The 25,880-nt window shown below is 72.4% G+C and carries 22 protein-coding genes and 1 pseudogene; 15 read left to right on the top strand and 8 right to left on the bottom strand.

Translation table 11 applies throughout. The features are described from left to right. Positions 1–4 precede the first annotated feature (4 nt). The 4 genes from ACIQU4_RS24620 (at position 5) to ACIQU4_RS24635 (ending at position 4,035) form a co-directional block, all read left to right on the top strand. Positions 5–643 carry a TetR/AcrR family transcriptional regulator gene (locus tag ACIQU4_RS24620; protein ID WP_403734500.1) on the top strand — a complete coding sequence of 213 codons (639 nt, stop codon included), beginning with the start codon at positions 5–7 and terminating at the stop codon, positions 641–643. A gap of 20 nt (positions 644–663) precedes the next feature. Continuing rightward, on the top strand, positions 664–1,821 hold the full coding sequence (locus tag ACIQU4_RS24625) for an acetyl-CoA C-acetyltransferase (protein ID WP_403734503.1): 1,158 nt from the start codon (positions 664–666) through the stop codon (positions 1,819–1,821). A 225-nt stretch (positions 1,822–2,046) separates the two neighbouring features. Beyond that, the gene (locus ACIQU4_RS24630; RefSeq protein WP_030707191.1) at positions 2,047–2,253 is read left to right on the top strand and encodes a cold-shock protein; all 207 of its coding nucleotides are present in this window, start codon (positions 2,047–2,049) and stop codon (positions 2,251–2,253) included. 102 nt (positions 2,254–2,355) lie between these two features. Continuing rightward, on the top strand, positions 2,356–4,035 hold the full coding sequence (locus ACIQU4_RS24635; RefSeq protein WP_403734506.1) for a DEAD/DEAH box helicase: 1,680 nt from the start codon (positions 2,356–2,358) through the stop codon (positions 4,033–4,035). A gap of 131 nt (positions 4,036–4,166) precedes the next feature. On the opposite strand, the gene ACIQU4_RS24640 is transcribed toward ACIQU4_RS24635, so the two are convergent. The 5 genes from ACIQU4_RS24640 to ACIQU4_RS24660 all read right to left on the bottom strand — a co-directional run bounded on the left by ACIQU4_RS24640 (position 4,167) and on the right by ACIQU4_RS24660 (position 8,643). Beyond that, positions 4,167–5,105 carry a tyrosine-protein phosphatase gene (locus ACIQU4_RS24640; protein ID WP_403734509.1) on the bottom strand — a complete coding sequence of 313 codons (939 nt, stop codon included), beginning with the start codon at positions 5,103–5,105 and terminating at the stop codon, positions 4,167–4,169. A 29-nt stretch (positions 5,106–5,134) separates the two neighbouring features. Next, on the bottom strand, positions 5,135–6,208 hold the full coding sequence (locus ACIQU4_RS24645) for an NAD(P)H-dependent flavin oxidoreductase (protein ID WP_403734511.1): 1,074 nt from the start codon (positions 6,206–6,208) through the stop codon (positions 5,135–5,137). A gap of 16 nt (positions 6,209–6,224) precedes the next feature. Then, entirely contained in the window at positions 6,225–6,923 is a 699-nt protein-coding gene (locus ACIQU4_RS24650; RefSeq protein ID WP_403734952.1) for a CoA-transferase subunit beta, read from the bottom strand. 98 nt (positions 6,924–7,021) lie between these two features. Next, complete coding sequence (locus ACIQU4_RS24655; RefSeq protein WP_403734514.1) at positions 7,022–7,873, bottom strand: CoA transferase subunit A; 852 nt, start codon at positions 7,871–7,873, stop codon at positions 7,022–7,024. Beyond that, positions 7,870–8,643: an enoyl-CoA hydratase family protein gene (locus ACIQU4_RS24660; RefSeq protein WP_403734516.1), complete on the bottom strand. Its 774-nt coding sequence runs from the start codon at positions 8,641–8,643 to the stop codon at positions 7,870–7,872. Before ACIQU4_RS24660 ends, ACIQU4_RS24655 begins: the two co-directional genes overlap by 4 nt. A 56-nt stretch (positions 8,644–8,699) precedes the next feature. On the opposite strand from ACIQU4_RS24660, the gene ACIQU4_RS24665 reads away from it, so the two are divergent. Together ACIQU4_RS24665 and ACIQU4_RS24670 are read left to right on the top strand one after the other, a co-directional pair. Further along, positions 8,700–9,464 carry an SDR family oxidoreductase gene (locus tag ACIQU4_RS24665; RefSeq protein ID WP_403734519.1) on the top strand — a complete coding sequence of 255 codons (765 nt, stop codon included), beginning with the start codon at positions 8,700–8,702 and terminating at the stop codon, positions 9,462–9,464. A gap of 1 nt (position 9,465) precedes the next feature. Continuing rightward, the gene (locus ACIQU4_RS24670; protein WP_403734522.1) at positions 9,466–10,374 is read left to right on the top strand and encodes an SDR family oxidoreductase; all 909 of its coding nucleotides are present in this window, start codon (positions 9,466–9,468) and stop codon (positions 10,372–10,374) included. A gap of 57 nt (positions 10,375–10,431) precedes the next feature. Here the strand turns inward: ACIQU4_RS24670 and ACIQU4_RS24675 are convergent, their stop codons facing one another. After that, positions 10,432–10,914, bottom strand: coding sequence for a MarR family winged helix-turn-helix transcriptional regulator (locus tag ACIQU4_RS24675; RefSeq protein WP_403734524.1), 483 nt, complete (start codon positions 10,912–10,914; stop codon positions 10,432–10,434). A gap of 109 nt (positions 10,915–11,023) precedes the next feature. Here ACIQU4_RS24675 and ACIQU4_RS24680 point away from each other — a divergent pair, with 109 nt between their 5' ends. Continuing rightward, on the top strand, positions 11,024–12,460 hold the full coding sequence (locus ACIQU4_RS24680) for an MFS transporter (protein ID WP_403734528.1): 1,437 nt from the start codon (positions 11,024–11,026) through the stop codon (positions 12,458–12,460). Between the two features lie 186 nt (positions 12,461–12,646). On the opposite strand, the gene ACIQU4_RS24685 is transcribed toward ACIQU4_RS24680, so the two are convergent. Continuing rightward, positions 12,647–13,552 carry a hypothetical protein gene (locus tag ACIQU4_RS24685; RefSeq protein WP_403734955.1) on the bottom strand — a complete coding sequence of 302 codons (906 nt, stop codon included), beginning with the start codon at positions 13,550–13,552 and terminating at the stop codon, positions 12,647–12,649. A 131-nt stretch (positions 13,553–13,683) separates the two neighbouring features. On the opposite strand from ACIQU4_RS24685, the gene ACIQU4_RS24690 reads away from it, so the two are divergent. The 7 genes and pseudogenes from ACIQU4_RS24690 to ACIQU4_RS24720 all read left to right on the top strand — a co-directional run bounded on the left by ACIQU4_RS24690 (position 13,684) and on the right by ACIQU4_RS24720 (position 22,580). After that, entirely contained in the window at positions 13,684–14,457 is a 774-nt protein-coding gene (locus tag ACIQU4_RS24690; protein WP_403734530.1) for a S1 family peptidase, read from the top strand. A gap of 250 nt (positions 14,458–14,707) precedes the next feature. Further along, positions 14,708–15,363: pseudogene (locus tag ACIQU4_RS24695) on the top strand (response regulator). Continuing rightward, positions 15,360–16,526, top strand: a complete 1,167-nt coding sequence (locus ACIQU4_RS24700) for a sensor histidine kinase (protein WP_403734533.1) — start codon at positions 15,360–15,362, stop codon at positions 16,524–16,526. The pseudogene ACIQU4_RS24695 and the gene ACIQU4_RS24700 overlap by 4 nt, the downstream one beginning before the upstream one ends. Before the next feature lie 68 nt (positions 16,527–16,594). Next, positions 16,595–16,948, top strand: coding sequence for a chorismate mutase (locus ACIQU4_RS24705; protein WP_403734536.1), 354 nt, complete (start codon positions 16,595–16,597; stop codon positions 16,946–16,948). Between the two features lie 46 nt (positions 16,949–16,994). Further along, positions 16,995–19,508, top strand: a complete 2,514-nt coding sequence (gene pepN, locus ACIQU4_RS24710) for an aminopeptidase N (RefSeq protein ID WP_403734538.1) — start codon at positions 16,995–16,997, stop codon at positions 19,506–19,508. Positions 19,509–19,761: 253 nt separating this feature from the next. Continuing rightward, positions 19,762–21,174 carry a pyridoxal phosphate-dependent decarboxylase family protein gene (locus ACIQU4_RS24715; protein ID WP_403734540.1) on the top strand — a complete coding sequence of 471 codons (1,413 nt, stop codon included), beginning with the start codon at positions 19,762–19,764 and terminating at the stop codon, positions 21,172–21,174. After that, positions 21,171–22,580: a lysine N(6)-hydroxylase/L-ornithine N(5)-oxygenase family protein gene (locus ACIQU4_RS24720; protein WP_403734543.1), complete on the top strand. Its 1,410-nt coding sequence runs from the start codon at positions 21,171–21,173 to the stop codon at positions 22,578–22,580. Before ACIQU4_RS24715 ends, ACIQU4_RS24720 begins: the two co-directional genes overlap by 4 nt. A gap of 24 nt (positions 22,581–22,604) precedes the next feature. On the opposite strand, the gene ACIQU4_RS24725 is transcribed toward ACIQU4_RS24720, so the two are convergent. Then, entirely contained in the window at positions 22,605–24,413 is a 1,809-nt protein-coding gene (locus ACIQU4_RS24725) for a bifunctional metallophosphatase/5'-nucleotidase (protein WP_403734545.1), read from the bottom strand. Positions 24,414–24,592: 179 nt separating this feature from the next. Between ACIQU4_RS24725 and ACIQU4_RS24730 the strand changes: the two genes are divergently transcribed. After that, on the top strand, positions 24,593–25,852 hold the full coding sequence (locus tag ACIQU4_RS24730) for a ricin-type beta-trefoil lectin domain protein (RefSeq protein WP_403734958.1): 1,260 nt from the start codon (positions 24,593–24,595) through the stop codon (positions 25,850–25,852). Positions 25,853–25,880: the final 28 nt, after the last annotated feature.

Genomic DNA, 25,880 nt, shown 5'->3' on the forward strand with positions numbered 1-25,880 from the left:
GCCCGTGCCAACGAACAAGCCGACAGCCGAGCCGACAGTCAAGAAGAAGCCCCAGGTGAGCGCCTCGCCCGAGCGCCGCCGCGAGCTCCTCGACACCGCAGCCGAGGTCTTCGCCGCGCAGGGCTACAACGCCACCACCGTCCGCAAGATCGCCGACGCCGCCGGCATGCTCGCCGGCAGTCTCTACTACCACTTCGATTCCAAGGAATCGATGCTCGACGAGATCCTCTCGACCTTCCTGAACGAGCTGTGGCAGGGCTACGACACCGTCCTCGCCGCAGGCCTCGGCCCCCGGGAGACCATCGAGGCCCTCGTCACCGAGTCCTTCCGGGAGATCGACCGGCACCGCGCCGCCGTCGCGATCTACCAGAAGGAGTCCCGGCACCTGTCCGCGCAGCCCCGCTTCCACTACCTCGCCGACTCGCAGCAGAAGTTCGAGAAGGCCTGGCTGGGGACGCTGGAGCGCGGGGTCGCCGCCAAGGTCTTCCGGGCCGACCTCGATATCCGCCTCACCTACCGCTTCGTCCGCGACACGGTGTGGGTGGCGGCGTCCTGGTACCGGCCGGGAGGACAGCACAGCCCCGAGGAGATCGCCCGCCAGTACCTGTCGATGGTGCTGGACGGGATCGCCGTACGCAGCTGACCCCCGAAGGAGCACCCGTCATGCCCGAGGCCTACATAGTCGAAGCCGTACGCACCCCCGTGGGCCGGCGAGGAGGAGGCCTGTCGGGCGTCCACCCGGCCGACCTGGGCGCGCACGTCCTGAAGGCGCTGGTGGAGCGCTCCGGGGTGGACCCGGCCGCCGTCGAGGACGTGGTCTTCGGCTGCCTGGACACGGTGGGCCCGCAGGCCGGGGACATCGCGCGGACGGCGTGGCTGGCGGCGGGGCTGCCGGAGGAGGTGCCGGGGGTCACGGTGGACCGCCAGTGCGGCTCCTCGCAGCAGGCCGTCCACTTCGCGGCGCAGGGCGTGCTCTCCGGGACCCAGGACCTGGTCGTCGCGGGCGGGACCCAGAACATGTCGATGATCCCGATCGCCTTCGCCTCGCGGCAGGCGGCGGAGCCGCTCGGCCTCACGCAGGGCCCGTACGCGGGCAGCGAGGGCTGGCGGGCCCGGTACGGGGACGCGCCGGTGAACCAGTTCCACGGCGCGCAGCTGATCGCGCAGAAGTGGGGGATCACCCGGCGCGACATGGAGGAGTTCGCGCTCCGCTCGCACCAGCGGGCGATCCGGGCCGTCGACGAGGGCCGTTTCGCGCGCGAGACGGTGGCCTACGGGGACGTACGCGTCGACGAGGGCCCCCGCCGGGACACCACCCTGGAGAAGATGGCGGGCCTGAAGCCGGTGGTCGAGGGCGGCACGATCACCGCGGCCGTCTCCTCGCAGGTCTCCGACGGCGCGGCGGCGATGCTGATCGCCTCCGAGCGGGCGGTGGCGGAACACGGCCTGCGGCCGCGGGCCCGCATCCACCACCTGTCCGTACGGGGCGAGGACCCGATCCGGATGCTCTCGGCCCCGATCCCGGCCACGGCGCACGCCCTGAAGAAGACCGGCATGTCGCTGGACGACATCGACCTGGTGGAGATCAACGAGGCCTTCGCCCCGGTCGTCCTGGCCTGGCTGAAGGAAACGGGCGCCGATCCCGAACGGGTGAACGTCAACGGCGGAGCCATCGCATTGGGCCATCCGCTGGGCGCCACGGGGGTGAAGCTGATGACCACCCTGCTCCACGAACTGGAGCGCACGGGCGGCCGGTTCGGCCTCCAGACCATGTGCGAGGGCGGCGGCCAGGCCAACATCACCATCATCGAGCGGCTGTAATCGGAAGCCGGCCGGGGGCGCTCCGGGGGCAATGCCCCCGGATCTTTCCGCCCCAGGTGCAGGCGGGGCTGGGTGTCGACGCCGAGGTGTGCTAGCTTGGAGAGCGTTGCAGTTGTGGTACCCATGAACTTTATGTGCGCCTGACGGGAATGTTCCTCAGGCGCTTTTATTGTTTTGCCGGAATCTCCGGATGGGGCCCTTTGCCGCCTATTCAGGAGATTTAAAATGGCACTTGGCACCGTGAAGTGGTTCAACTCGGAAAAGGGCTTCGGCTTCATCGAGCAGGACGGTGGCGGCCCGGACGTCTTCGCCCACTACTCGAACATCGCCACCCAGGGCTTCCGTGAGCTCCAGGAGGGCCAGCGCGTGTCCTTCGACGTCACCCAGGGCCAGAAGGGCCCCCAGGCGGAGAACATCCTCCCCGCCAACTAAGTAGTTCAGCTTGCCGGGGTCCGCACCGCAAGGTGCGGGCCCCGGCTTGTCTGCTGTTTCGACCTTTGTTTTACCTTGCCGGTTTCAGGAGGGCTTTCTCGCATGACCAGCTCCAGCTCCGCACGACCCAGCCGCCGCCCCACCCGGGGTCGAGGTGCGGCACAGGGACGTCCGAAGGCTGGCGCGGGACGGCAGAAGTCCGCCCCCGTCGCCAGGCCCCAAGAATTCACCATGCCCGAACCGCTGACCCCGGCCCTGGAGCCGGTCGCCGCGTTCGGGGACATGGGCATGCCCGAGGCGCTGCTGAAGACCCTCGCCGCCCAGGGCGTCACCGAGCCGTTCCCGATCCAGGCCGCGACGCTGCCGAACTCGCTCGCCGGCCGTGACCTGCTCGGCCGCGGCCGTACCGGCTCCGGCAAGACGCTGGCCTTCGGCCTGGCGCTGCTGGCCCGTACCGCCGGCCGCCGCGCCCAGCCGAAGCAGCCGCTCGCGCTGGTCCTCGTACCGACCCGTGAGCTCGCACAGCAGGTGACCGACGCGCTGGCGCCGTACGCCACGTCCGTCAACCTGCGGATCGCGACCGTCGTCGGCGGCATGTCGATCAACCGGCAGTCCGGCGCCCTGCGCCGCGGCGCCGAGGTGCTCGTCGCCACCCCCGGCCGCCTGAAGGACCTCATCGACCGCGGTGACGCCGACCTCTCGCAGGTCGCGATCACGGTCCTCGACGAGGCCGACCAGATGACCGACATGGGCTTCATGCCGCAGGTCACCGCGCTGCTCAAGCAGGTCCAGCCCGAGGGCCAGACCATGCTGTTCTCGGCGACCCTCGACAAGAACATCGACAAGCTCGTCAAGATGTTCCTGCACGACCCGGTCGCCTTCTCCGTCGACCCGTCCGCCGGTGCGGTCAGCACGATGGAGCACCACGTCCTGTACGTCATGGACGAGACCGACAAGAAGGCCGTGGCGACGCGCATAGCCGCTCGCGACGGCCGGGTGATCATGTTCGTGGACACCAAGCGCGGTGTCGACCGCATGGTCAAGAAGCTCCTGGCGGACGGCGTCCGCGCCTCCGGCCTGCACGGCGGCCGCTCGCAGCCGCAGCGCAACCGGACCCTGGACTGGTTCAAGACGGGCGAGGTCACCGCGCTGGTCGCCACCAACGTGGCCGCCCGCGGCATCCACATCGACGACCTCGACCTGGTCGTCAACATCGACCCGCCCACCGACCACAAGGACTACCTGCACCGCGGCGGCCGTACCGCGCGCGCCGGCGAGTCCGGCAGCGTGGTCACCCTGGTGCTCCCCGACCAGAAGCGGGACATGTCCCGCCTGATGTCGGACGCCGGGATCTCCCCGCGCACCGCGCAGATCAAGTCCTCCGACGCGGAGCTGTCCCGGCTCACCGGCGCCAAGGAGCCCTCGGGCATCCCCGTGGTGCTGGAGGTGCCGCAGCAGCCGGCTCCCGCAGGCCGGCGCTCCGGCGGCCAGGGCGGCGGCAGCGGCCGTTCCGCGAACCCGCGCCGTCGCTCCGGCGGCTCCTCCGCCGCGCAGGGCGGCGGTACGCCGGCCGGTGCGGGCGAGAGCCGTCCGCGTCGGGCCCGCTCCGGTGCGGGTCAGGGCGGTGGCGCCCAGACCGGTGCGCGCGGCCAGGGCGGCCAGGGCGGCGCCCGTGGTCAGGGCGGTCAGGGCGGCGCCCGTGGTCAGGGCGCCGGCGGCCAGGGCGGAGCGCGCCGTCGCTCCGGTGGCGGGCGTCCCGCGGCGGGGCGTACGAGCTCCTGAGGCTCTGACAGGCATTCCGGTACGCCGGGCGGCGCGAGGTGCGCTGCCCGGCGTTCTGCTGTCCGGAGCCCTGTCCGCAGCCCGCCCGCAGCCTGTCCGGCTGCTGTCCGGCTGCCGTTCGGGCCGCCGCGCTATCGGACCAGCTTCGTCCGGAGCTTCGCGAGCGTCCGCAGGTCCAGGCCGAGGCCGTCCGTGAGGTAGCCGTAGAAGCTGCCGTAGTCCGCGGCCATTTGCGCGGTCGCCGCGTCCAGGTAGTCCTGGCGGACCTCCTGGAGCGGGATCAGCAGGTCCGGGTTCTGCATCCGCCCCGACTGCTTCAGGCCCGCCCGCACCTGGGCGTCGTACGCGGCGCGGTAGGTGTTCGACGCGAGGTAGTCGCGCGTGGCCGCGTCCTCGGGGACGGTCAGGGCGCGCAGCAGGACGTAACTCATCCAGCCGGTCCGGTCCTTGCCCGAGGTGCAGTGGAACAGGAGCGGGCCCTGGCTGCCGTCCGCGATCTCCCGCAGCGTCGTCGCGAACTGCGCCCGGTTCTCGGGGCTGGTCACGAAGGTGCGGTAGATGTCGCGCATGTAGGCCTCGGCGCGGCCGCCGCCGAGCATCCGCTCCTGCGTGGCGGGGTCGCCGCTGGATATCGCGCCGAGCAGGGTTCCGTACAGGCCGAGGTCGCTGACGGGGCGGGACGTGGCGGTGAGTCCGGCGGGCAGCCGGTCGGCGCCGTCGTACTGGAGCTCCATGGGGATGCGGAAGTCGACGACCTTCGCCAGGCCGAGGCCGGAGAGGGCGGTGGTGTCCGCCGGGGTCAGCTTGGCGAGCGCGTCGGAGCGGTAGACCAGTCCCTGGCGGACCTGGCCGCCGGTCCAGGTCCGGTAGCCGCCCAGGTCGCGGACGTTGACCGCGCCCTGGAGGGGGATCTGGCGAATCGTTTCCGCCTGCTGGTGGTACCGGCCGGCGGTGGTGGGGGTGGCGGTGGTGCTGTGCGCCGGCGCGGCGTGCGCGGCGGCGGGCAGGGTCCCGATGGCGAGGGCGGACGCGAGCACCGCGATCGCCAGGCGGATTCGGGCACGGCTCATCTGGCTGCTCCTGCAACGGAGAAGGAGGGTCACCCTGGTGGTGGCAGGGCGTCGAGCGACTGCAGGTGTGCGAGCACACCGTGTGCCTCGGCCATGACGCGGGCGACGAGCTCCGCACAGGACGGCAGATCCTCGATCACGCCCGCGACCTGGCCCGATGCCATGACGCCGAGGTCCGTACGGCCCTCGACCATGGACGCCTTGAGGAGCATGGGGGTGTTCGCGGCGAGCAGGACCTGGCTCCAGGACAGGTCCTTGCCGTGTTTCATCGCGAGACCGTCGCGCACCAGCTGCGGCCAGGACAGGCCCGACAGCTTGCGGAAGGCCGCCGCGTGCCGGACCGCCCGGGCCAGCGCCCGCGTACGGCCGGCCCGCTCCAGGGACGCGACGAGCTCGGTGCGGAGCATCCGGTGCGGCAGCCCGTCCACGGCCGTCGTGACGGTGACGTCCTTGACCCCGGCCGCCAGGTACCGGGCCTTGACCGCGTCCGGGACGGTGGAGTCCGAGGTCAGCAGGAAGCGGGTGCCCATGGCGATGCCCGCGGCCCCGTACGACAGGGCGGCGACCAGGCCGCGGCCGTCGTGGAAGCCGCCCGCCGCGATCACCGGGATGTCCACCGCGTCGACCACCTGGGGCAGCAGCACCGTCGTGGCCACGTCCCCGGTGTGCCCGCCGCCCTCGCCGCCCTGCACGATCACCGCGTCGGCCCCCCAGGCCGCGACCTTCTCGGCGTGCCGGCGGGCCCCGATCGAGGGGATCACCACCACGCCCGCGTCCTTGAGCCGGGCGATCAGCTCCTTCGACGGAGCGAGCGCGAACGAGGCCACCCGTACGCCCTCGTCGATGATCAGCCGGACCCGCTCGGCGGCGTCCCCCGCGTCCGCGCGCAGGTTCACCCCGAACGGGGCGTCCGTACGGGACCGGACCTCGCGGACCGCCGCGCGCAGCTCGTCCACGGTCATCGTCGCCGAGGCCAGGATGCCCAGGGCGCCCGCGCCCGCGGCGGCCGAGACCAGCCGCGGGCCGGCCACCCAGCCCATGCCCGTCTGCACGATCGGGTGCTCGACACCGACCAGTTCGGTGAATGCCGTCCGTATCGCCATCGCCGTCGCCATCCCCTCAGGCCCGCACTTCGCGGTCGCGCAGCCCCTTCGGGTCGATCACCTCGCGGATCAGCCGCAGCTCCTCGGCGGTCGGCTCCCGCGTGTACGGGACCTCGCCGGTGACCGCCGGCTCGAACCCGGTGGCCGCCCGTACCTGCTCGACGGTGACGCCCGGGTGCACGGAGGCCAGCCGCATCGAGTGGTCCGGGCCGGTGAAATCGAAGACGCCGAGATCGCTGACCACCCGCGGGAGCCGGTGGAAGCGGGTCACCCCGGCCGCCTCGGCCCGGTCGTAGCCCACCCCGCTCACCATGTCGACACGCTCGACGAACACCCGCGGCGAATGCCTCGGGATCCAGTAACTCACCGGATTGTTCAGCGTGTTGACGGGCGCGCCGCGCACCCCGAGGAGCTGGCGGGCGGGCCGGGCCCAGTCGCCGATGCAGGAGATGTTCTGGTTGCCGAACCGGTCGATCTGGCTGGCGCCCATCATCACGTGCCGCCGCCCGCCGGTGACCATCGCGAGGTGGCGCCGGTACGGGAGCCAGCCCTCCGTCTCCCCGTCGAGACCGACGAGCAGGGCTTCGCCGTCGGTCAGCAGGAGGTCGGGGGAGAAGGTCCGCTTCGCCAGCCGGGCCCCGAAGGACGGGATCAGGCCCATCGGGCTGGCGAGCACCTCCCCGTTGTCACGCCAGGCCTCGGCGCAGGCGATCACGCAGTACTCCGCCCGGGAGACGTCCGCCGGCGTACCCGCCGTACCCGCCGTACCCGCCGTACCCGCCGTACCCGCCGCACCCACTGGATCCACCGCGCTCACCGCTGCTCCTCGTGCCAGGCCCGGACGGCCGACTGGTAGGCGTGCTCGCTGCCACCGGAGAGGAAGCGGGCGGAGAACTCCGGCCAGGAGGTGGCCGCGTACAGCTTCTGGAAGGCCTCGTCGCGCCCGTAGTCGGGGGCGCAGGAGGTGAAGTGCGCGCCGTTCGGGGTCTCGACGACGCCCGTGACGGAGTGCCGGCTGACCAGCAGGGACTGCGGGGGCCCGGCCTTGGAGAGCTCGGCGGTCTCCACGAGCTGCTCGCAGGAGACGTACGCGGCGTCGGCGGCCTCGCAGAACAGGTCGTCGAAGTACGGGTCCGGGCCCAGGTACTGGGCGTTGCCGAGGCGGTCGGCGCGGTTGAGGTGGACGAGGGCGGCGTCCATCCGCAGGGCGGGGACGGCGACGAGCTCCTCGCCGTCGGCGTAGGGGGAGGTGACGGTCCGCAGCTCGGGATTGACCCGCATGACGTCGGAGCCGAGGCCGGCGCGGACGGGGAGGAAGGGCAGCCGGTTGGCGGCGGCGTGCAGGCCCCACATGAACATGGCCTCGTCGTACTCGGTGAGGGTGAAGGCGCCGCTCTCGCGGGCGGCCCGGAAGTGCGGCTCCAGCGGGATCGAGTCGAGCGTGGCGAAGGGGGCGACGAGCCGGCGGATCCGGCCGGCGGCCGCGAGCACGCCGACGTCGGGGCCGCCGTAGGAGACCACGGTGAGATCGGTGATCTCGGTACGGAGCAGTGCCCGCACCAGGGCCATCGGCTTGCGCCGCGATCCCCAGCCGCCGATGCCGAGGGTCATCCCGCTGCGCAGCTGCCCGACCACCTCTTCGGGGGTCATCGTCTTGTCGGTCATGAGCGTTCCTTCCCCGCGGTCGCTCCCGCCGCGGACTCTCCGAAGGTGTCGCGGACCCGGTCGGCGACCCCGCTGAGGTTGGCCTCGAAGGTGAACCCCTGCTCGAAGCGGTAGCTGCGCCGTACGTCGACGGGGTCGATGCCGTTGATGGCCGCCTTGGCCAGCCGGATCAGGTAGCCGTCCTTCCGCGCGATCTCGGCGGCCAGCTCCAGGGCCGCGTCCCGCAGCTCCGCGCGCGGGACCACCTTCCACACCGAGCCGTGCGCGTGCAGTTCGGCGGCGGTCGCGGTGCGGGAGGTGTAGTAGAGGGCGCGCATCAGGTGCTGCGGGACCAGGCGGGCCAGGTGGGTGGCGGCGCCGAGCGCGCCCCGGTCGAGCTCGGGGAGCCCGAAGGTCGCGTCCTCGCTGGCCACGATCGCGTCGGCGTTGCCGACGAGGCCGATGCCGCCGCCCAGGCAGAACCCGTGCACGGCCGCGACGACGGGCACCTCGCACTCGTACACGGCGGCGAAGGCCTCGTAGCAGCCGCGGTTGGCACCGATGAGGGCGCCGTGGCCGGTGTCGCGCTGCATCTCCTTGATGTCGACGCCGGCGTTGAAGCCGCGGCCCTCGGCGGCCAGGACGACGCACCGGGTCCCGGGGTCGCGGCCGGCGGCGCGCAGGGCGTCGGCGAGCTCGTACCAGCCCCGTACGGGAAGGGCGTTGACGGGCGGGAAGTCGACCGTGACCAGTGCGACGCCCTTGTCGGGGCTTGAGGTGGAGACACCCATGAGAGGATCAGCTACCTTTCCACCAAACATTTGTTAGGTGAGGAAGGTAGCAGCCTATGGAGCTCGACGGGAGGGTTGTCGTCGTCACCGGCGGAACCCGCGGCGTCGGCGCCGGCATCGCCCGGTCGTTCCTCGAAGCGGGCGCGGAAGTTGTCGTCTGCGCCCGCCGCCCGCCGCGCGAACCGGTGTCCGCAGACGGGCGCACGGCCTCGTTCGCCGCGCTGGACCTGCGCGATCCCGCCGCCGTCGAAGAGTTCTTCGGGGCGGTCGAGGGCCGGTACGGGCGGCTCGACTGCCTGGTCAACAACGCGGGCGGGACCCCGTACCGGCTACTGGGGGAGGGCGAGGCGCAGCGGCACGCACGGGTCGTCGAGCTGAACCTGCTCGCCCCGATGACGGCCTCGCTGGCGGCGTACCCGCGGCTGCGCGAGACGCGGGGATCGGTGGTGATGATCGGCAGCGTCAGCGGAACCCGGCCATCGCCCGGGACGGCGGCGTACGGGGCGGCGAAGGCGGGGCTGGAGAACCTGGCCCGGTCCATGGCCGTCGAGTGGGCGCCCGAGGTACGGGTGAACTCGCTGGTCCTGGGCATGGTGCGGACCGAGCTGGCGCACCTGCACTACGGGGACGAGGCAGGGATCGCGGCCGTCGGGGCGACGGTTCCGCTGGGCAGGCTGGCGGAGCCCTCGGACGTCGGGGCGGCGGCGGTGTTTCTGGCCTCCGGCCGGGCGGGGTATGTCAGCGGGGCGAGCCTGCTCGTGCACGGGGGCGGGGAGCGCCCGGCGTTTCTGGATGCGGCAACGGTCAACAAGGAGAGCTGAGATGGGACTTGCCGAGGGTCGAGTGGTCATCGTGACGGGTGCGGGGCGGGGGCTGGGCAGGGCCCACGCGCTGGCCTTCGCGGCCGAGGGGGCCAAGGTCGTGGTCAACGACCTGGGGGTGGGCCTGGACGGGCAGCCGGGGGAGGACAGCCCGGCCGGGCAGGTGGTCGCGGAGATCCGGGCGCTGGGCGGCCAGGCGGTGGCCCACGGCAAGGACATCGCGTCCCCGGAGGGCGCGTCCTCGCTGGTCGGGGCGGCCCTGTCGGCGTTCGGCCGGCTGGACACGCTGGTCAACAACGCCGGGTTCCTGCGGGACCGGATGCTGGTGAACCTGGAGGAGGCGGACTGGGACGCGGTGATGCGGGTGCACCTGAAGGGGCACTTCCTGCCGCTGAAGTACGCGGCGGCGCACTGGCGGGCGGAGGCGAAGGCGGGCCGGGCGGTGGCGGCGCGGGTGGTCAACACCTCCTCGGGGGCGGGTCTGCTGGGCTCGGTCGGGCAGGGCAACTACAGCGCGGCGAAGGCCGGCATCCTCGGCATGACGCTGGTCGCGGCGGCGGAGATGGCCCGGTACGGGGTCCAGGTCAACGCGATCGCCCCGGCGGCGCGGACGCGGATGACGGAGCAGGCGTTCGCGGAGACGATGGCCGAGCCGGGGGAGGGGGCCTTCGACGCGATGGCCCCGGAGAACGTGTCGCCGCTGGTGGTGTGGCTGGGCTCGGACGCCTCGGCGGGGGTCACGGGCAGAGTCTTCGAGGCGGAGGGCGGCCGGATCACGGTGATGGAGGGCTGGCGCCCGGGCCCGACGGCGGACCGCGGAGCCCGCTGGACCCCGACGGAGGCGGGCGAGGCGGCCACGGAGCTCCTCGCGGAATCCGAACCCCCGCACCCGGTCTACGGGGCGGAGTAGCCGAGGCCGGGCCGGGTTCACGGCCGGGGCCGCGTCGGCTCGGGCCGGGGCCGGGGGTCAGGACTCCGACAGGCGGGCCGCCGCGCGCAGTTGGCGGGCGTTGGAGCCCTGGAGGAAGCGGATCACCGTTTCCAGTTCCGCCGTCGTGAACTCCTCGCACAGCTCCGCCACCTCGCGGGCCCAGTCGTCGAACAGCGGCCGGATCTCCTCCAGCCGCTCCGGCATGGCCTCCACCAGGACCCGCCGCTTGTCCGTCGGGTGCTTGACCCGGCGGACGCAGCCCTTGCGCTCCAGCCGGTCGACCAGGCCCGTCACCGAGGCCGGGGCCAGCCCCGAGTGCTGGGACAGCTCCTTCGCCGTGAGCGGCCCGCGCCGCATGAGGAGGTCCAGGGTCTTCGTCTCGGTCGCGCTGAGGCCCTGCTTCGCGGCCGCCGCCTCGTGGAACACCACGGTCGCCGCGCTCGTCTCCCGGCCCGTGCGGTTCAGCTCGGCCAGCACCGCTTCCCGGCGGGGGTCCTTCTCCTCGGTCATGTCGGTCATGCACCCACCGTACCAAGTATTTAGTTCGTCCGAACGAAAGACTTGCGATGGGGCATGCCTCCGTGCAAGTCTTTCGTTCGTCCGAACGAAATACATATGGAGGCCCGCCTTGACTCCGACCCCCTGTCCGCGCCGCTGGGCCGCCGCCGTCGTCATGATGGTCGCCGCGCTCATGGACCTGCTCGACGTGACCGTGGTCAACGTCGCCATCCCCTCCATCGGCCGGGACCTGCACGCCTCGCAGAGCGCCCTCCAGTGGCTCGTCTCCGCCTACCTCCTCGGCTTCGCCGCCACCCTGATCGTCTCCGGGCACCTCGGCGACCGGTACGGCCGCAAGGCCCTCTTCCTCGCCGGAACCGCCGGCTTCGGCCTCGCCAGCCTCGGCTGCGGCCTTGCCCAGAGCCCCGGCCAGCTGATCGCCGCCCGCGCCGTGCAAGGCGTCATGGCCGCCCTGCTGATGCCCCAGGTGCTCGGCTCGTTCCGCACCCTGTTCCAGGGCAAGGAACGCGGCGCCGTCTTCGGGGTGTACGGGGCCGTCGGCGGCTTCGCCGCCACCGTCGGACTGCTGCTCGGCGGCCTGCTCACCGACGCCGACCTGTTCGGCTGGGGCTGGCGGTCCATCTTCCTCGTCAACGTGCCGGTCGCCGCGGCCGCCTGCCTGGCCGGAGCCGTCCTCGTCCCCGCCACCCGCGAGCGCGGCGCCGGCCGGCCCGACCTGACCGGCAGCCTCGTCCTGGCCGCCGCCCTGAGCGCCATCGTGCTGCCGCTGGTCCAGGGCGAGGCCAACGGCTGGCCGCTGTGGGGCTGGCTGTGCCTGGCCGCCGGGGTGCTCGCCGTCATCGGCCTCGGCTTCCTCGAAGCCCGCCGCCGCGGGACGGAGACCGTACCGCTGCTGCCCGCCCGCGCCTTCCGGCTGCCCGCCTTCTCCGTCGGCCTCGCCGTCCAACTGCTCTTCGCCGTCGGCATGCAGGGCTTCTTCCTGGTCTTCGCGATCTGGCTCCAGGGCGGCGAGGGCTACACCCCCATGCAGGCCGGAGTGGTCACCGTCGCCTTCTCCGCCGGCGGCTTCCTCACCGCCCCCGCCGCCGATTCCCTCGCCGTCCGCTTCGGCCGCCTCGTCCTCGCCGGCGGCGCGCTGCTGATGGCGGGCGGGTTCGCCGGGGTCTGGTACGCAGCCTCCGCGGCCGGCCCCGCGCACACCGCGGCATGGCCGCTCGTCCCGGGCCTGCTCGTCGCGGGCGCCGGGCTCGGCTTCCTGGTCGTACCGCTGGTGAACGTCGTGCTGTCCGCTGTCCCCGCCGACATCGCGGGCGGGGCCTCCGGGATCTTCTCCACCGCCCAGCAGTTCGGCGGCGCGCTGGGCGCGGCCGTCATCGGCAGCGTCTTCTTCGGCGCCCTCGCGGACGGCAGCCCCACGCATGCCCTGACCACCGCGATGCCCTGGGTGTGCGCCGGGTTCCTGCTCAGCGCGGTGCTCTGCCTGGCCCTGCCGCGCGCGGCGGTGTCCCCCGAACCGGCCCCGGCCGCCGAGCCGGTGACGGCGTAACGGGTCCTCGGTGAGGGGCCGTGACGCAGGAACGGCCCCGGCCCCCTGGCGGGGGGGTCGGGGCCGGATCCTTCACTCGTGCGATGGGATATGACTACCCACGCCTGCCGCGCTTTGAACCGCTCTCAGCCCCACAACTTGTCCCTCGTTCGCGCCGCGTTCGCCAAGCCCCGGCCCCGGCCCCGGTCAGGTGTCGCAGTCCAGCACCGTGCGGCACAGTCCGCACCGGGCGCGCACCGGCCCGCGCACGGGCAGCCGCAGCCGCTGCCCGCACACCGGGCAGGGGAAACTCACCCGCGTCCCCGTCCCGGTCCCCGTCCCCGCCGGGTCCGGTTCGAAGCGGTACGCGGCCCCCGGCGCCGCGGCGCCGGCCCGCCGGTCCCGGGCGTAGCGGCGCCGCTCGGCACGGTCCGCGGCCGCCAGCGGGGCCCGGCGCAGCTCCCGTTCGGCGAGCGCGCGGCCGCGCACGTACGCCTCGTACGCCTGCGGGCTGGTGAACCAGGCGGAGAGGTCCTCGCCGAGCAGCAGGGCGCGCCGGGCGAGGACGTAGCCGAACTCCTCGGGGGTGAGGTAGCCGAGCTTCTGGTGGGTGAGCTCGTCCTCGCGGTAGGCGTCGAGGAGCAGCCAGCCGGCCCCGAGGTAGGCGGCGGCGGTGTCGGTGAGGATCTCGTTGTCGGCGGTGGCCGGGAAGCTCAGGTCCAGCCGGTGGAGCAGGACGTGCGTGACCTCGTGCGCCAGGGCGGCCGCCAGATCGCGGCGGTGGGTGCGGAAGCGGTCGTTGACCTCGATGAAGTACTCCGGTCCCGCGGTCAGTTCGACGGTGGCCGCCTGCTCCATCGCCCGGAAGCAGACCACCATCCGGGCGTCGGGCAGCCGCAGCGCGCCCACGATCGCGGAGGCCACGCGGTGCGCGCCGAGGTGGAGGTCCTCGTCGGCGGCGAAGGCGGCGTCGGCGGGGGAGAAGCTCGTGTCGTAGGTCCGGATCCCCTCGTACGACAGCCGCCGGAACAGGGCGGTGACCGCGGCGCGGACGGTGTCGAGATGCGGAAATCCGTGCTCGACGGGGCTGGTGCGCCGGCCGTTCCACGTCATGCCGTCCCCCACGCCGCTGATTGTCCGAAAACGCGTTCTTGATGTCCGGCAAGCGAGAGGTGTGACATGTACGTGTCATTCACCCGATGACGCGCACAGCCCAACCCCCCACGAAAGGCAGTGTGTTGACCATGTCCACCCTTGCCACGTTCCTCAAGCGCACCCTCGCCGTCGGCGCGGTGGCGCTCGCCGCCGTCAGCCTCCAGCCCGGCGCGGCCAACGCCTCCCAGGCCCCCGTCGTCGGCGGCACCCGCGCCGCCCAGGGCGAGTTCCCCTTCATGGTCCGCCTCTCCATGGGCTGCGGCGGCGCCCTCTACACCCAGCAGATCGTCCTCACCGCCGCCCACTGCGTCAGCGGCTCCGGGAACAACACCTCCATCACCGCCACCGCCGGAGTCGTCGACCTCAACAGCTCCAGCGCCGTCAAGGTCAAGTCCACCAAGGTCCTCCAGGCCCCCGGCTACAACGGCAAGGGCAAGGACTGGGCCCTCATCAAGCTCGCCAAGCCGATCAACCTGCCCACCCTCAAGATCGCCGACACCAAGGCCTTCGACAGCGGCACCTTCACCGTCGCCGGCTGGGGCGCCACCCGCGAGGGCGGCGGCCAGCAGCGGTACCTGATGAAGGCCACCGTGCCGTTCGTCTCCGACGCCAGCTGTCAGAGCTCGTACGGCAGCGACCTCGTCCCCGGCGACGAGATCTGCGCCGGGCTGCCCCAGGGCGGCGTCGACACCTGCCAGGGCGACTCCGGCGGCCCGATGTTCCGCCGCGACGACAACAACGCCTGGATCCAGGTCGGCATCGTCAGCTGGGGCGAGGGCTGCGCCCGGCCCAACTTCCCCGGCGTCTACACCGAGGTCTCCACCTTCGCCACCGCCATCAAGAACGCGGCCGCGACCCTCTGAGCCCAGGGCCCTCAGCGCCTCCAGGGCCCCCAGCACCCCAGGCACCCCCTGCGCCCCTTCCGCCTCGTCCTTCCGGCCCAATGCACCCGGGCCGGAAGGACGAGGCGCCGGCCGCCGTACGTGCGTAACGTCGGCCGCAGTGGCACACGGCCGGCACCCCGCCGGCCCCGCCCCGCCCGGTTGCGGGCCGACGCGCCCGCCGGTCCCATGGGAGGGCACGAGCAGCGGTCGACAGTGGGGCAGGCAGCGCATGGCGATCAGAGTGGTCATCGCCGACGACCAGGAGATGGTCAGGACCGGATTCCGGATGATCCTCGAAAGCCAGCCGGACATCGAGGTCGTCGCCGACGCCGCCGACGGCGAGGCCGCGCTCGCGGCCGTCGCCGCACACCGGCCGGACGTCCTCCTCCTCGACATCCGCATGCCGAAGCTCGACGGCCTCGAAGTCACCCGCAGACTCGCCGACCGGGACGGTCCGCGCATCGTGATCGTCACCACCTTCGACCTCGACGAGTACGTCCACGCCGCGCTCCACGGAGGAGCATCGGGCTTCCTCCTGAAAGACGCCAGCCCCGCGATGCTGGTTGAGGCGGTCCGCGCGGCAGCCGTCGGCGACTCCCTCGTCTCACCCGCCATCACGGTACGGCTGCTGCGCGAAATGGCGCCCCGGGCCACCGGCGCCCACGCCGCCCGCCGCCCCTCCGAGCCCCTGACGGAACGCGAACAGGACGTCGTACGGTGCGTCGCCCGCGGCCGTACGAACGCCGAGATCGCGGGAGAGCTCTACGTCTCCCTGTCCACGGTCAAAACCCACCTGGCCAACGTCCAGACCAAACTCGACGCCCGCAACCGCTGGAAATCGCCGCCTGGGCCTGGGAATCGGGCCTGGCCGCGCCCCCGACGTGAGCCCGCTCGCCACCTGGGCCCGACGCCATCCCCACGCCGCCGACGGGGTCCGGCTCACCCTCTCCCTCGTCCTGCTCGCCCTCGTCACCTTCGAGGGCGTCGTCCTCGCCCGCCAGCCCAGCCTCCCGCACGCCGCCGTGTGGATCTCCGGCATCCTCGTCTGCCTCAGCGCGGCGCCCTGGCCCGCCATCCCCCTTCTCGCCCGCGCCTGGTTCGCCGCCGCCGTCACCTGGACCGTCACCCTCCTGCTCATCTTCGGCAACCACCCCCTCGTCGTCTGGGGCGGCGGCGAGGCCATCGCCCTCCTCGTCCTGCTCTCCCAGGTCCTGCTCCGAGCCCCCGCCCGCACCGCCGCCGTCCTCGGCCCCCTCCTCGGCCTCGGCTGCATGGCCGTGCCCGTCCGCGACACCGACCCCGGCCGGTTCACGCTCCTGTTCTCCGTCCTGGCCGTCGTCGTCGGCGCGTACTCGCTCCTGCTGCGCCTCCAGTCCGTCCAGCGCGTGCGCGAGCTGCGCGCCGTACGCACCGCGGAACGCCTGGAGCTCGCCCGCGAGCTCCACGACCTCGTCGCCCACCACGTCACCGGCATCGTCGTCGAGGCCCGCGCCGCCCGCTTCACCCAGGTCCCCGCCGAACGGGCCGTCGAGATCTTCGGCCGCATCGAGACCGCCGGGGACGAGGCCCTGGGCTCCATGCGCCGACTCGTCAAGATCCTCCGCGAGAGCGAGGAGCAGCCACCCGGCGGTGGCGGCCGCCCCGGCACCGCGCCCGTCGCCGGCCTCGCCGACATCCGCACGCTCACACAGCGGTTCTCCGCCACCGGCCCGCCCGTCGCCCTGTACGTCGAGGAAGGGCTGGCGGACCGGCTCCCCGGCGACGTCGCCGCCACCGCCCACCGCATCGTCCTCGAAGCCCTCACCAACACGGCCAAACACGCCGCGACCGCCACCGCCGTCCGCGTCGGCCTGCGGACCGTCCCCGCCGGACTGGAGGTCCGTATCGCCGACGACGGAGGCCGCCCGGCCCGCCTCTCCGAGACCGCCCGGGGCGGCGGCTACGGCCTCGTCGGCATGGCCGAACGCGCCGAGGCCCTCGGCGGCTCCCTCACCGCCGGACCCGCCCCGGAGGGAGGCTGGCTGGTCACCGCCGTCCTCCCGCTCTAAGAGGTGCCCCGTCTCACGGATCGGCTCGTCGAGGAACCACACCCGCCCGCCACGTATTCTCGGGAACCATGAACAACAGCGCCCCCGACGAAGCCGCCACCGCAGCCACCGCCACCCCCGGCGCCGTCGACGAGACCGTCGCCGCCGAACTGGCCCGCCTGCGCGACAGCATCGACAACATCGACGCGGCCGTGGTCCACATGCTCGCCGAGCGCTTCAAGTGCACCCAGCAGGTCGGCCACCTCAAGGCCAAGCACCAGCTGCCCCCGGCCGACCCGAACCGCGAGGCCAACCAGATCGCCCGGCTCCGCCAGCTCGCCGAGAACGCCAAACTCGACCCCGCGTTCGCCGAGAAGCTCCTCAACTTCATCATCGCCGAGGTCATCCGCCACCACGAGACGATCGCCGCCGGCGAAGAGTAGGCAGGAGCCGACGACCGGGGCCCGGCCTTCGGGCAGCATGGGCCCCATGTCCGCACTGACGCGCAACGAAGCGCAGCTCCGAGCCCAGCTCCTCGACGTCCAGCACTACGCCGTCACCCTCGACCTCACCGGCGGCGAAGACACCTTCGAGTCCACGACCGTCATCCGCTTCACCGCCCGCAGCGCCGCGGACACCTTCGTGGAGCTGAAACCGGACGAACTGCACTGGGCCGAACTCGACGGCAGCCCCCTCGACCCCGCCGCCCTCGCCGACAACCGCCTCCCCCTCACCGGCCTCGGCGAAGGCCCCCACGAACTGCGCATCGCCGCCCGCATGCGCTACTCCCGCACCGGCGAAGGCCTGCACCGCTTCACCGACCCCGCGGACGGCGAGGCGTACGTATACAGCCAGATGTTCATGGACGACATCCAGCGCGTCTTCCCGGCCTTCGACCAGCCCGACCTCAAGGCCGTCTTCGAGTTCACCGTCACCGCCCCCGCCCACTGGACCGTCCTCGCCAACGGCATCACCGAACGCGTCGGCGACCGCACGGGAGATCCGTCCGGCGACGGCGCCGGCATCTGGAAGTCCGCCCCCACCCCCGTCATCTCCACCTACCTCGCCGCCGTCGCCGCCGGCCCCTGGCACAGCATCCGCACCGAGCACGCCGGACTGCCCTTCGGCATCCACTGCCGCCAGTCCCTCGCCCCCCACCTCGACGCCGACGCCGAGGAAATCCTCTCCATCACCACCGACTGCTACGACCGCTACCACGAGAAGTTCTCCGAGCCCTACCCCTTCGACTCCTACGACCAGGCCTTCGTCCCCGAGTTCAACGCCGGCGCCATGGAGAACCCGGGCCTCGTCACCTTCCGCGACGAATTCGTCTTCCGCTCCGCCGTCACCGACACCGAACGCCAGACCCGCGCCATGGTCATCGCCCACGAGATGGCCCACATGTGGTTCGGCGACCTCGTCACCCTGCGCTGGTGGGACGACATCTGGCTGAACGAGTCCTTCGCCGAGTACATGGGCTACCAGACCCTCACCGAAGCCACCCGCTTCACCGGCACCTGGACCGAATTCGGCGTCACCCGCAAGTCCTGGGGCTACGACGCCGACCAGCGGCCCACCACCCACCCCGTCGCCCCCGACCCCGACGCCGTACCCGACACCGCCAGCGCCCTCCTCAACTTCGACGGCATCTCCTACGCCAAGGGCGCCTCCGCGCTGCGCCAACTCGTCGCCTGGCTCGGCGAGAAGGACTTCCTCGCCGGCATCAACACCCATTTCACCCGCCACAAGTTCGCCAACGCCTCACTCGCCGAATTCGTCGACTCCCTCGCCGCGCACACCGACCGCGACGTCCACGCCTGGGCCGAGATCTGGCTGCGCACCACGGGCATCGACACCCTCACCCCGCTCATCGAGGAGAGCCACGGCGGCTGGACCCTCACCGTCGACCGCCAGGGCACCCGCCCCCACCACATCGGCGTCGGCCTCTACGACCGCGACCCCGACAACACCCTCGTACCCCGCGAACTCCTCACCCTCGACGTCCCCTCCGACGAGATCGTCTCCGTCAGCGGCGCCCGCCCGGCCCTCCTCATCCTCAACGACGGCGACTTCGGCTACGCCAAGGTCCGCCTCGACGAGACCTCCGTCGAGACCGCCCTGCGCGAGCTGTCCGCCATCCCCGGCCCCCTCACCCGGGCCGTCGTCTGGAACTCCCTGCGCGACATGGTCCGCGACGGCGAACTGGAACCCGCCGCCTACCTGGCCACCGCCGGCGCCCACCTGCCCGCCGAGGCCGACCTGGCCATCGTCCAGGGCGTCCTCGCCTTCGCCCGCCACCACATCGCCGACCGCTACCTCGCCCCCGAGGGCCGCGCCGAGGCCCTCGCCACCCTCACCTCCATCGCCCGCACCCTGCTGCGGCGCACCGAGGACGGCTCCGACCCCGGGCTGCGGCTCGCCGCCGTACGCGCCCTCATCGACGCCGCCACCCAGCCCGACACCCTCACCGCCTGGATCGAGGACGACACCGTGCCCGGCGGCCCCGAACTCGACCCCGAGCTGCGCTGGCGCATCCTCGCCCGGCTGTCCGTCCTCGGCGCCGTCGGCGAGCGCGAGATCGACGCGGCACTGGCCGCCGACCCCAGCGCCACCGGCGAGGAAGGCGCCGCCCGCTGCCGCGCCGCCCTGCCGACCGCCGAGGCCAAGGCCGCCGCCTGGGAGCGCCTCTTCCAGGACGACTCCCTCTCCAACTACCTCTTCAGCGCCACCGCCCAGGGCTTCTGGCAGCCCGAACAGGCCGAGCTCGTACGGGAGTACGTACCGCGCTTCTACACCGAAGCCATCGCCCTCGGCGCCCGCCGCGGCCCCGCGATCGCCGAAGCCGCGGGCCGCTACGCCTTCCCCGGCCACGCCGTCGACGAGGACAACCTGCGGGCCGGCCGCGCCGGCATCGACGACCCCGCCATCGTCCCCGCCCTGCGCCGCAAGCTCGTCGACCAGCTCGACGACCTGGCCCGAGCCCTCCGCGTCCGCGCCTCCTGACGCCCGGTCCCGCGCCGCGTCCCCCCGGCCGCCGCCCCCGCCCTCACCGGCGGGAGCGGCGGCCGGCCCCGTTCCGGGGGACCACCGGGCGCCACACGAAAATCAACAAGCGGACAAACCCCGACGGTTACCCCATTCGGGTCTGATCGTTGTACCGGTCGGGCCCCCAGGCTGTCACCACAGCACCGCCCCGCCAGGCACCCCACGACAGGGCCGGCCCCCTGCCGCAGACCCGTTCCCGTGAGGACACCGCATGACCGCGCCGCCCGGCACCCCGCCCCCGCAGCCCGCACCCCCCTCGCACCCGCTCGCCGGCGGCCGCCTCGGCGCCGAAGCCCTGCGGCCCCTCCTCGGCACCGTCCTCGAAGCCCTGCACAGCGGAGCCGCGGAGCGCGGCGGGCCGATTCCGGCCGGCGGCCCCGACGCCGTCGCGGCCCGCGTCGCCGCCGCACTGGGCGACGTACTCCCCGAAAAGGGCCACGGCGACCACGAGGCGCTGCGGACCCTCGTGCACACCCTCGCCGCAGGAGCCGCCGACCCCGCCGACCCCCTGTGCGCCGCCCACCTCCACGGCCCGCCCCTCGCCGTCGCGGCCGCCGCAGACCTCGCCGCCTGCGCCCTCAACCCCTCCCTCGACTCCTGGGACCAGGCTCCCGCCGCCTCCGCGATCGAAGCCCTCCTCACCCGCACCCTCGCCGCCGAGTTCTACGACACCCCCCAGCCCGACGCCCTCGTCACCACCGGCGGCACCGAAGCCAACCAACTCGCCCTGCTCCTCGCCCGCGAACGCCACGGACCCGACCTGACCGTCCTGCACGGCGCGAGCGCCCACCACTCCGTCCCCCGCGCCGCCTGGCTCCTCGGCCTGCCCCCCGCCACCTCCCTGCCCACCCCCGCAGGCACCCTCGACCCCGCCCGCCTCGCCGAAGCCCTCGCCACCGCCCGCGGGCCCGTCCTCGTCACCGCCACCGCCGGCACCACCGACGCCGGCCTCATCGACCCCCTCGAACCCATCGCCGACCTGTGCGAGCAGTACGGCGCCGACCTCCACATCGACGCCGCATACGGCGGCCTCCTCGCCCTCAGCCCCCGCCACCGCCCCCGCGTCACAGGCCTGGCCCGCGCCCACTCCCTCACCATCGACCTGCACAAACTCGGCTGGCAGCCCGTCGCCGCAGGCCTCCTCGCCGTCCCCGACACCGCCCTGCTGGCCCCCCTCGCCCACCAGGCCGACTACCTCAACGCCACCGACGACACAGAAGCCGGCCTCCCCGACCTCCTCGGCCGCTCCCTGCGCACCACCCGCCGCCCCGACGCCCTCAAGATCGCCGCCACCCTGCGCTCACTCGGCCGCGACGGCCTCGCCCGCCTCATCGACCGCACCTGTGAACTCGCCCACCACCTCGCCCGCCTCCTCGACGCGCACCCCCGCTTCGAACTCCACGCACCCCCCACCATCAGCACCGTCCTCTTCCGCCCCACCCACACCGACGACACAGACCTCGCCGCCTTACGCCGCACCCTCCTCCTCGGCGGCCGCGCCGTACTCGGCCGCGCCACCGCCGACGGCCGCCTCTGGCTCAAGGCCACCCTGCTCAACCCCCACACCACCGAACGGGACCTGGACACCCTCGTCACCCTCCTGGAAGGCAGTACCCACCGATGACCGCCCAGCTCGACGCACCCCACGACCTCGTCGGAATCGGCGTCGGCCCCGCCAACCTGTCCCTCGCCGCCCTCGCCCACGGCCTCCCCCACCAAGGAGCCGGCGAACTCGCCACCGCCTTCTACGACCAGCGCCACGACTTCCGCTGGCACCCCGGGCTGCTCATCGACGGCACCACCCTCCAAGTCCCCTTCCTCGCCGACCTCGTCACCCTCGCCGACCCCTCCAGCCCCTGGACCTTCCTCAACTACCTCAAGCACAAGGAACGGCTCTTCCCCTTCTACTTCGCCGAGCAGTTCCACATCCAGCGCGCCGAGTACGACGCCTACTGCCGCTGGGTCGCCGGACGCCTGCCCGGACTCCACTTCGGCCACCAGGTCGACGCCGTCCGCTGGAACCCCGAACGCGACCTCTTCGAAGTCGACTACACCCAGCTCGACACCGACGGCGAAGCCGAAGCCCTCGGCCGGACCTACACCCGCAACCTCGCCCTCGGCATCGGCACCGCCCCCTACGTCCCCGAACCGCTGCGCCCGCTCGCCGAGGCACCGACCGTCCCCGTCATCCACTCCGCCGAGTACCTCGACAACCGGCAGCGCATCCTCGGCGCCGAGCACGTGACGGTGATCGGATCCGGGCAGTCCGGAGCCGAGGTCTTCCTCGACCTGCTCCGCTCCCGCCCCGCCGGCCGCGAACGCCTCACCTGGCTCGCCCGTACGCCGTCCTTCGCCCCCATGGAGTACTCGAAGCTCGGCCTCGAACACTTCACGCCCGACTACACCCGCTACTTCCACGCCCTGCCCGAGCCCGTACGCGACCAGCTCGTCCCCACGCAATGGCAGCTCCACAAGGGCATCGACGCCGGCACCATCGCCGCCATCCACGAGGAGCTCTACCGGCGCACCCTCCACGGAGGCTGGCCCGACGTGGTCCTGACCCCGGGAGTCAGCGTCCGTACCGCCGGCCGCGTCGCCACCACCAAGGTCGAACTCCACCTCGACCACGCCCAGCAGGGCACCCGCTCCCGCATCACCACCAACGCGGTCGTCCTCGCCACCGGCTACCGCGAGCGCCCGCTCACCGGCCTCCTCGCCGGCCTCGACCCGTACCTGCGCAAGGACTCCTCCGGACGGCCCCGGATCGACGAACACCACCGCATGATCCTCGACCCCAGCGTCACCGGCAGCATCTTCGTCCAGAACGGCGAACGCCACAGCCACGGCGTCGGAGCCCCGGACCTCGGACTCGCCGCCTGGCGCAGCGCCGCCATCCTGAACACCCTCACCGGCAAGGAGCCCTACCCGCAGCCCGCCCGCACGGCCTTCACCACCTTCGGCCTCGAACAGCGGGAGCACACCCGGCCCGCTCCCACGGTCGAGCTGCTCCCGCTGGTCGAACACCCGTAGGCGTACGGAAACCGGTCGGACCGGCTAGAACACCGGAACCCCGGCACGGGTCAGCCGCCAGTCCACGGACGCGAACCGGGCCGGGTCGATCGTGCCCTTCGCCTTCACCCACTGGATGATCGTGTTGCGGATCTCCTCCGAATTCGCCCACAGCTGCTTGGACTGCGGCACGTGCGGGAAGTTCCCGCCGCCCGACGCCCGGTAGTTGTTCACCGCCAGCACGAACCGCGCCGCCGGATCCACCGCCTTGCCCTGGAAGGACAGCCCCGAGATCCGCGAACCGGCCGGCTGCGCGACGTCGATGTCGTACGTCAGCCCGTACACGGCGTCGTAGTTGTAGTCCGGGATGTTCTCGGCGTTCGTCAGCTTCGCCGGGTCCACCGGAGCGCCCGCGGCCGTCTGCACGTAGTACCGCGCCGAGAACTCCAGGTAGTCCTTCAGCTGCGCACCCGTCAGCAGCCGCGCCTCAAGGGTGTTCTCGAACGGGTACAGGCCCGCCGCGTCCTTGATCGTCACCTGCCCGGCCGGGATCGCCGCGGTCCGGGAGAAGCACGACGCCTGCGACAGCACCGGCAGCGCCGCCCACTCCGTACCGGCCAGCGCACCCTTCACCGTCTCCGCCTGCACGTGGCTGATCAGGTCGATGATCGCGACGTCCTTGACCGGCCCGTCCGCCGAGGACATCGCCTGCGTCGACGTACCGATCACCTGGTTCACGTACGCCACCACCTTGCGGTGCTCGTCCGACAGCAGCCGGGTGATCTTCGGGTCCTCGGCGGCCGTGTTGGAATTCAGCACCTGCGCCGACACCTTCGCCACCGACCAGCAGCCCTTCGACCAGGTCAGCTCGAAGTCGAACAGCGTCAGGCGCTGCCCCCACTTCAGCGGCTCCGACAGGACCACGTCCTTGCCGGTCGCCTTGTTCTTCACCCGGTACTCCGGGATCTCCGTGTGCGCGTGCCCCACCAGGATCGCGTCGATCCCCGGCACCTGCTCGGCCACCAGGCCCGCCGCGTTCTCGACGTACGGCAGCTGGTCACCGTACGAGGACGTGCCGCTCGAACCGGAGTGCGCGGACACGATCACCACGTCCGCGCCCATCGAGCGGAGCTTGGGCACGTACTTCGCCGCCTGCTCCTCCAGACCGGGGAACGTCATCTTCCCCTGCACGTTGGCCTTGTCCCAGATCGCGATGCCCGGGTTCGTCAGCCCCAGCACCGCCACCTTCACGTCCCGCCCGTGCGGGGTCCGCAGCCGGTGGATGCTGTACGGCGCGAACGCCGGGCGCAGCGTCTTCGCGTCCAGCGCGTTCGCCCCCAGCAGCGGGAAGTCGCACTGCTCTTCGAACTTGCGGAGCACCGGAATGCCGTAGTTGAACTCGTGGTTCCCGAGCGCCGCCGCGTCGTAGCCGATCGCGTTCATCGCCTGCGCCATCGGGTGGACCGGCCCGCGCCGCGCGGTGATCGGGTCCACCTTCGCGTAGTAGTACGACAACTGCGTGCCCTGGATCGTGTCGCCGGCGTCTATCAGCAGGGTGTTGCGGCGCCCCTTCTGCGCCCGCACCTGATTCACGAGCGTCGAGATCTTCGCGAGGCCGACGTCGTTGTGCGCCTTGTCGTCGAACTCCTTGTCCGTGAAGTAGTCCCAGTTGAAAACGTTTCCGTGCAGGTCGGTCGTACCCATCACCGTGAACGAGTACGTCCGCTGCCGTGCGGTTGCCCCGGCTACGGCTGCCTCGGCTGCGGCGGCCGGAGAGCCCGCGGCCCCCGTCAGCGCGACGGCCGCACCCGTGGCGGCCGAAGTACCCAGAAACGTCCTACGGTCGAACGCCATGCCATCTCCCCTGATAAGCGTGAACAACGCGCGTAGATTCTGACCGATGGGCAACGAGGAGCAACACCCCTGCCGGGTGCGGATATCTTGACGTGGCACCGTCATGAGCCTTGAATCAAGTGTTGAACTAAGGCAGTTGAGGTGAGTCCCCCCACCTGAAGTGATGTGATGTCATGGTCATGCGCACCACCTGGCGCCACCGCACCGCGCTCGGCGCCCTCGCCCTGCTCTGCTGGAGCGGCCTCGCCGCCCCGCCCACCGGCGCCGCGGAACCCCCCACGGCCGCAGCCACCACGGCCGCCGCAGCCACCTTCGCCGACGAATTCGACGGGCCGGCCGGAGCCGCCGCCGACCCCGGCAAATGGCAGACCGAAACCGGCGACAACGTCAACAACCACGAACGGCAGTACTACACGGCGGGCAATCAGAACGCCGCCCTCGACGGCCAGGGCCACCTCGTCATCACCGCCCGCCGCGAAAACCCCGCCAACTACTCCTGCTGGTACGGGCGGTGCGAGTACACCTCCGCCCGGCTCAACACCGCCGGCCGCTTCACCCAGGCGTACGGACACGTCGAAGCCAGACTCAAAATCCCGCGCGGCCAGGGGATGTGGCCCGCGTTCTGGATGCTCGGCAACGACATCGGCCAAGTCGGATGGCCGAACTCCGGCGAGATCGACGTCATGGAAAACGTCGGATTCGAACCCTCCACCATCCACGGAACGATCCACGGACCCGGATACTCCGGCTCCGGCGGCATCGGCGCCGCCTACACCCTCCCCGGCGGCCAGGCCTTCGCCGACGCCTTCCACACCTTCGCCGTCGACTGGGCCCCCGACTCCATCAGCTGGTCCGTCGACGGCGCCGTCTACCAGCGCCGCACCCCCGCCGACCTCGGCGGCCGTACCTGGGCCTTCAACAAGCCGTTCTTCCTGATCCTCAACCTCGCCGTCGGCGGCTACTGGCCGGGCGACCCCGACGCCGGCACCGCCTTCCCCCAACAGCTCGTCGTCGACCACGTACGGGTCACCACCTCCGGCACCGGCACCGGCCGCACCGGCCCGATCACCGGCCTCGCGGGCAAATGCGTCGACGTCGCCGGCGCCAACCCCGCCAACGGCACCCCCGTCCAGCTCTACGACTGCAACGGCACCCCCGCCCAGCAGTGGACCCTCGCCGCCGACGGCACCCTGCGCGCCCTCGGCAAATGCCTCGACGTGACCGGCGGAGCCACCGCCGACGGCACCCCCGTCCAGCTCTACGACTGCAACGGCAGCCCCGCACAACGCTGGGCCCTGCCGGCCGCCCGCGACATCGTCAACCCGCAAGCCGACAAATGCCTCGACGTCACCGGCAACAACGCCGCCAACGGAACCCGCCTCCAGATCTGGACCTGCGGCGGCGCCCCCAACCAGAAATGGAACCTCCCGCCGGGCTAGCCGGCACTCCCGAGCCGTCGCCGCCGGG

It is taken from the genome of Streptomyces sp. NPDC090741 (assembly GCF_044769045.1).
Taxonomy (GTDB): Bacteria; Actinomycetota; Actinomycetes; order Streptomycetales; family Streptomycetaceae; genus Streptomyces.

Bases quoted from the DNA above. Each gene is read 5' to 3' on its own strand.
- ACIQU4_RS24690 (WP_403734530.1), top strand. From the start codon at position 13,684: ATGTCCACCCTTGCCACGTTCCTCAAGCGCACCCTCGCCGTCGGCGCG.
- ACIQU4_RS24630 (WP_030707191.1), top strand. From the start codon at position 2,047: ATGGCACTTGGCACCGTGAAGTGGTTCAACTCGGAAAAGGGCTTCGGC.
- ACIQU4_RS24660 (WP_403734516.1), bottom strand. From the start codon at position 8,643: ATGGGTGTCTCCACCTCAAGCCCCGACAAGGGCGTCGCACTGGTCACG.
- ACIQU4_RS24725 (WP_403734545.1), bottom strand. From the start codon at position 24,413: ATGGCGTTCGACCGTAGGACGTTTCTGGGTACTTCGGCCGCCACGGGT.
- pepN (WP_403734538.1), top strand. From the start codon at position 16,995: ATGTCCGCACTGACGCGCAACGAAGCGCAGCTCCGAGCCCAGCTCCTC.
- ACIQU4_RS24625 (WP_403734503.1), top strand. From the start codon at position 664: ATGCCCGAGGCCTACATAGTCGAAGCCGTACGCACCCCCGTGGGCCGG.
- ACIQU4_RS24640 (WP_403734509.1), bottom strand. From the start codon at position 5,105: ATGAGCCGTGCCCGAATCCGCCTGGCGATCGCGGTGCTCGCGTCCGCC.
- ACIQU4_RS24670 (WP_403734522.1), top strand. From the start codon at position 9,466: ATGGGACTTGCCGAGGGTCGAGTGGTCATCGTGACGGGTGCGGGGCGG.
- ACIQU4_RS24675 (WP_403734524.1), bottom strand. From the start codon at position 10,914: ATGACCGACATGACCGAGGAGAAGGACCCCCGCCGGGAAGCGGTGCTG.
- ACIQU4_RS24715 (WP_403734540.1), top strand. From the start codon at position 19,762: ATGACCGCGCCGCCCGGCACCCCGCCCCCGCAGCCCGCACCCCCCTCG.
- ACIQU4_RS24655 (WP_403734514.1), bottom strand. From the start codon at position 7,873: ATGACCGACAAGACGATGACCCCCGAAGAGGTGGTCGGGCAGCTGCGC.
- ACIQU4_RS24730 (WP_403734958.1), top strand. From the start codon at position 24,593: ATGCGCACCACCTGGCGCCACCGCACCGCGCTCGGCGCCCTCGCCCTG.
- ACIQU4_RS24665 (WP_403734519.1), top strand. From the start codon at position 8,700: ATGGAGCTCGACGGGAGGGTTGTCGTCGTCACCGGCGGAACCCGCGGC.
- ACIQU4_RS24635 (WP_403734506.1), top strand. From the start codon at position 2,356: ATGACCAGCTCCAGCTCCGCACGACCCAGCCGCCGCCCCACCCGGGGT.
- ACIQU4_RS24685 (WP_403734955.1), bottom strand. From the start codon at position 13,552: ATGACGTGGAACGGCCGGCGCACCAGCCCCGTCGAGCACGGATTTCCG.
- ACIQU4_RS24705 (WP_403734536.1), top strand. From the start codon at position 16,595: ATGAACAACAGCGCCCCCGACGAAGCCGCCACCGCAGCCACCGCCACC.
- ACIQU4_RS24645 (WP_403734511.1), bottom strand. From the start codon at position 6,208: ATGGCGATACGGACGGCATTCACCGAACTGGTCGGTGTCGAGCACCCG.
- ACIQU4_RS24720 (WP_403734543.1), top strand. From the start codon at position 21,171: ATGACCGCCCAGCTCGACGCACCCCACGACCTCGTCGGAATCGGCGTC.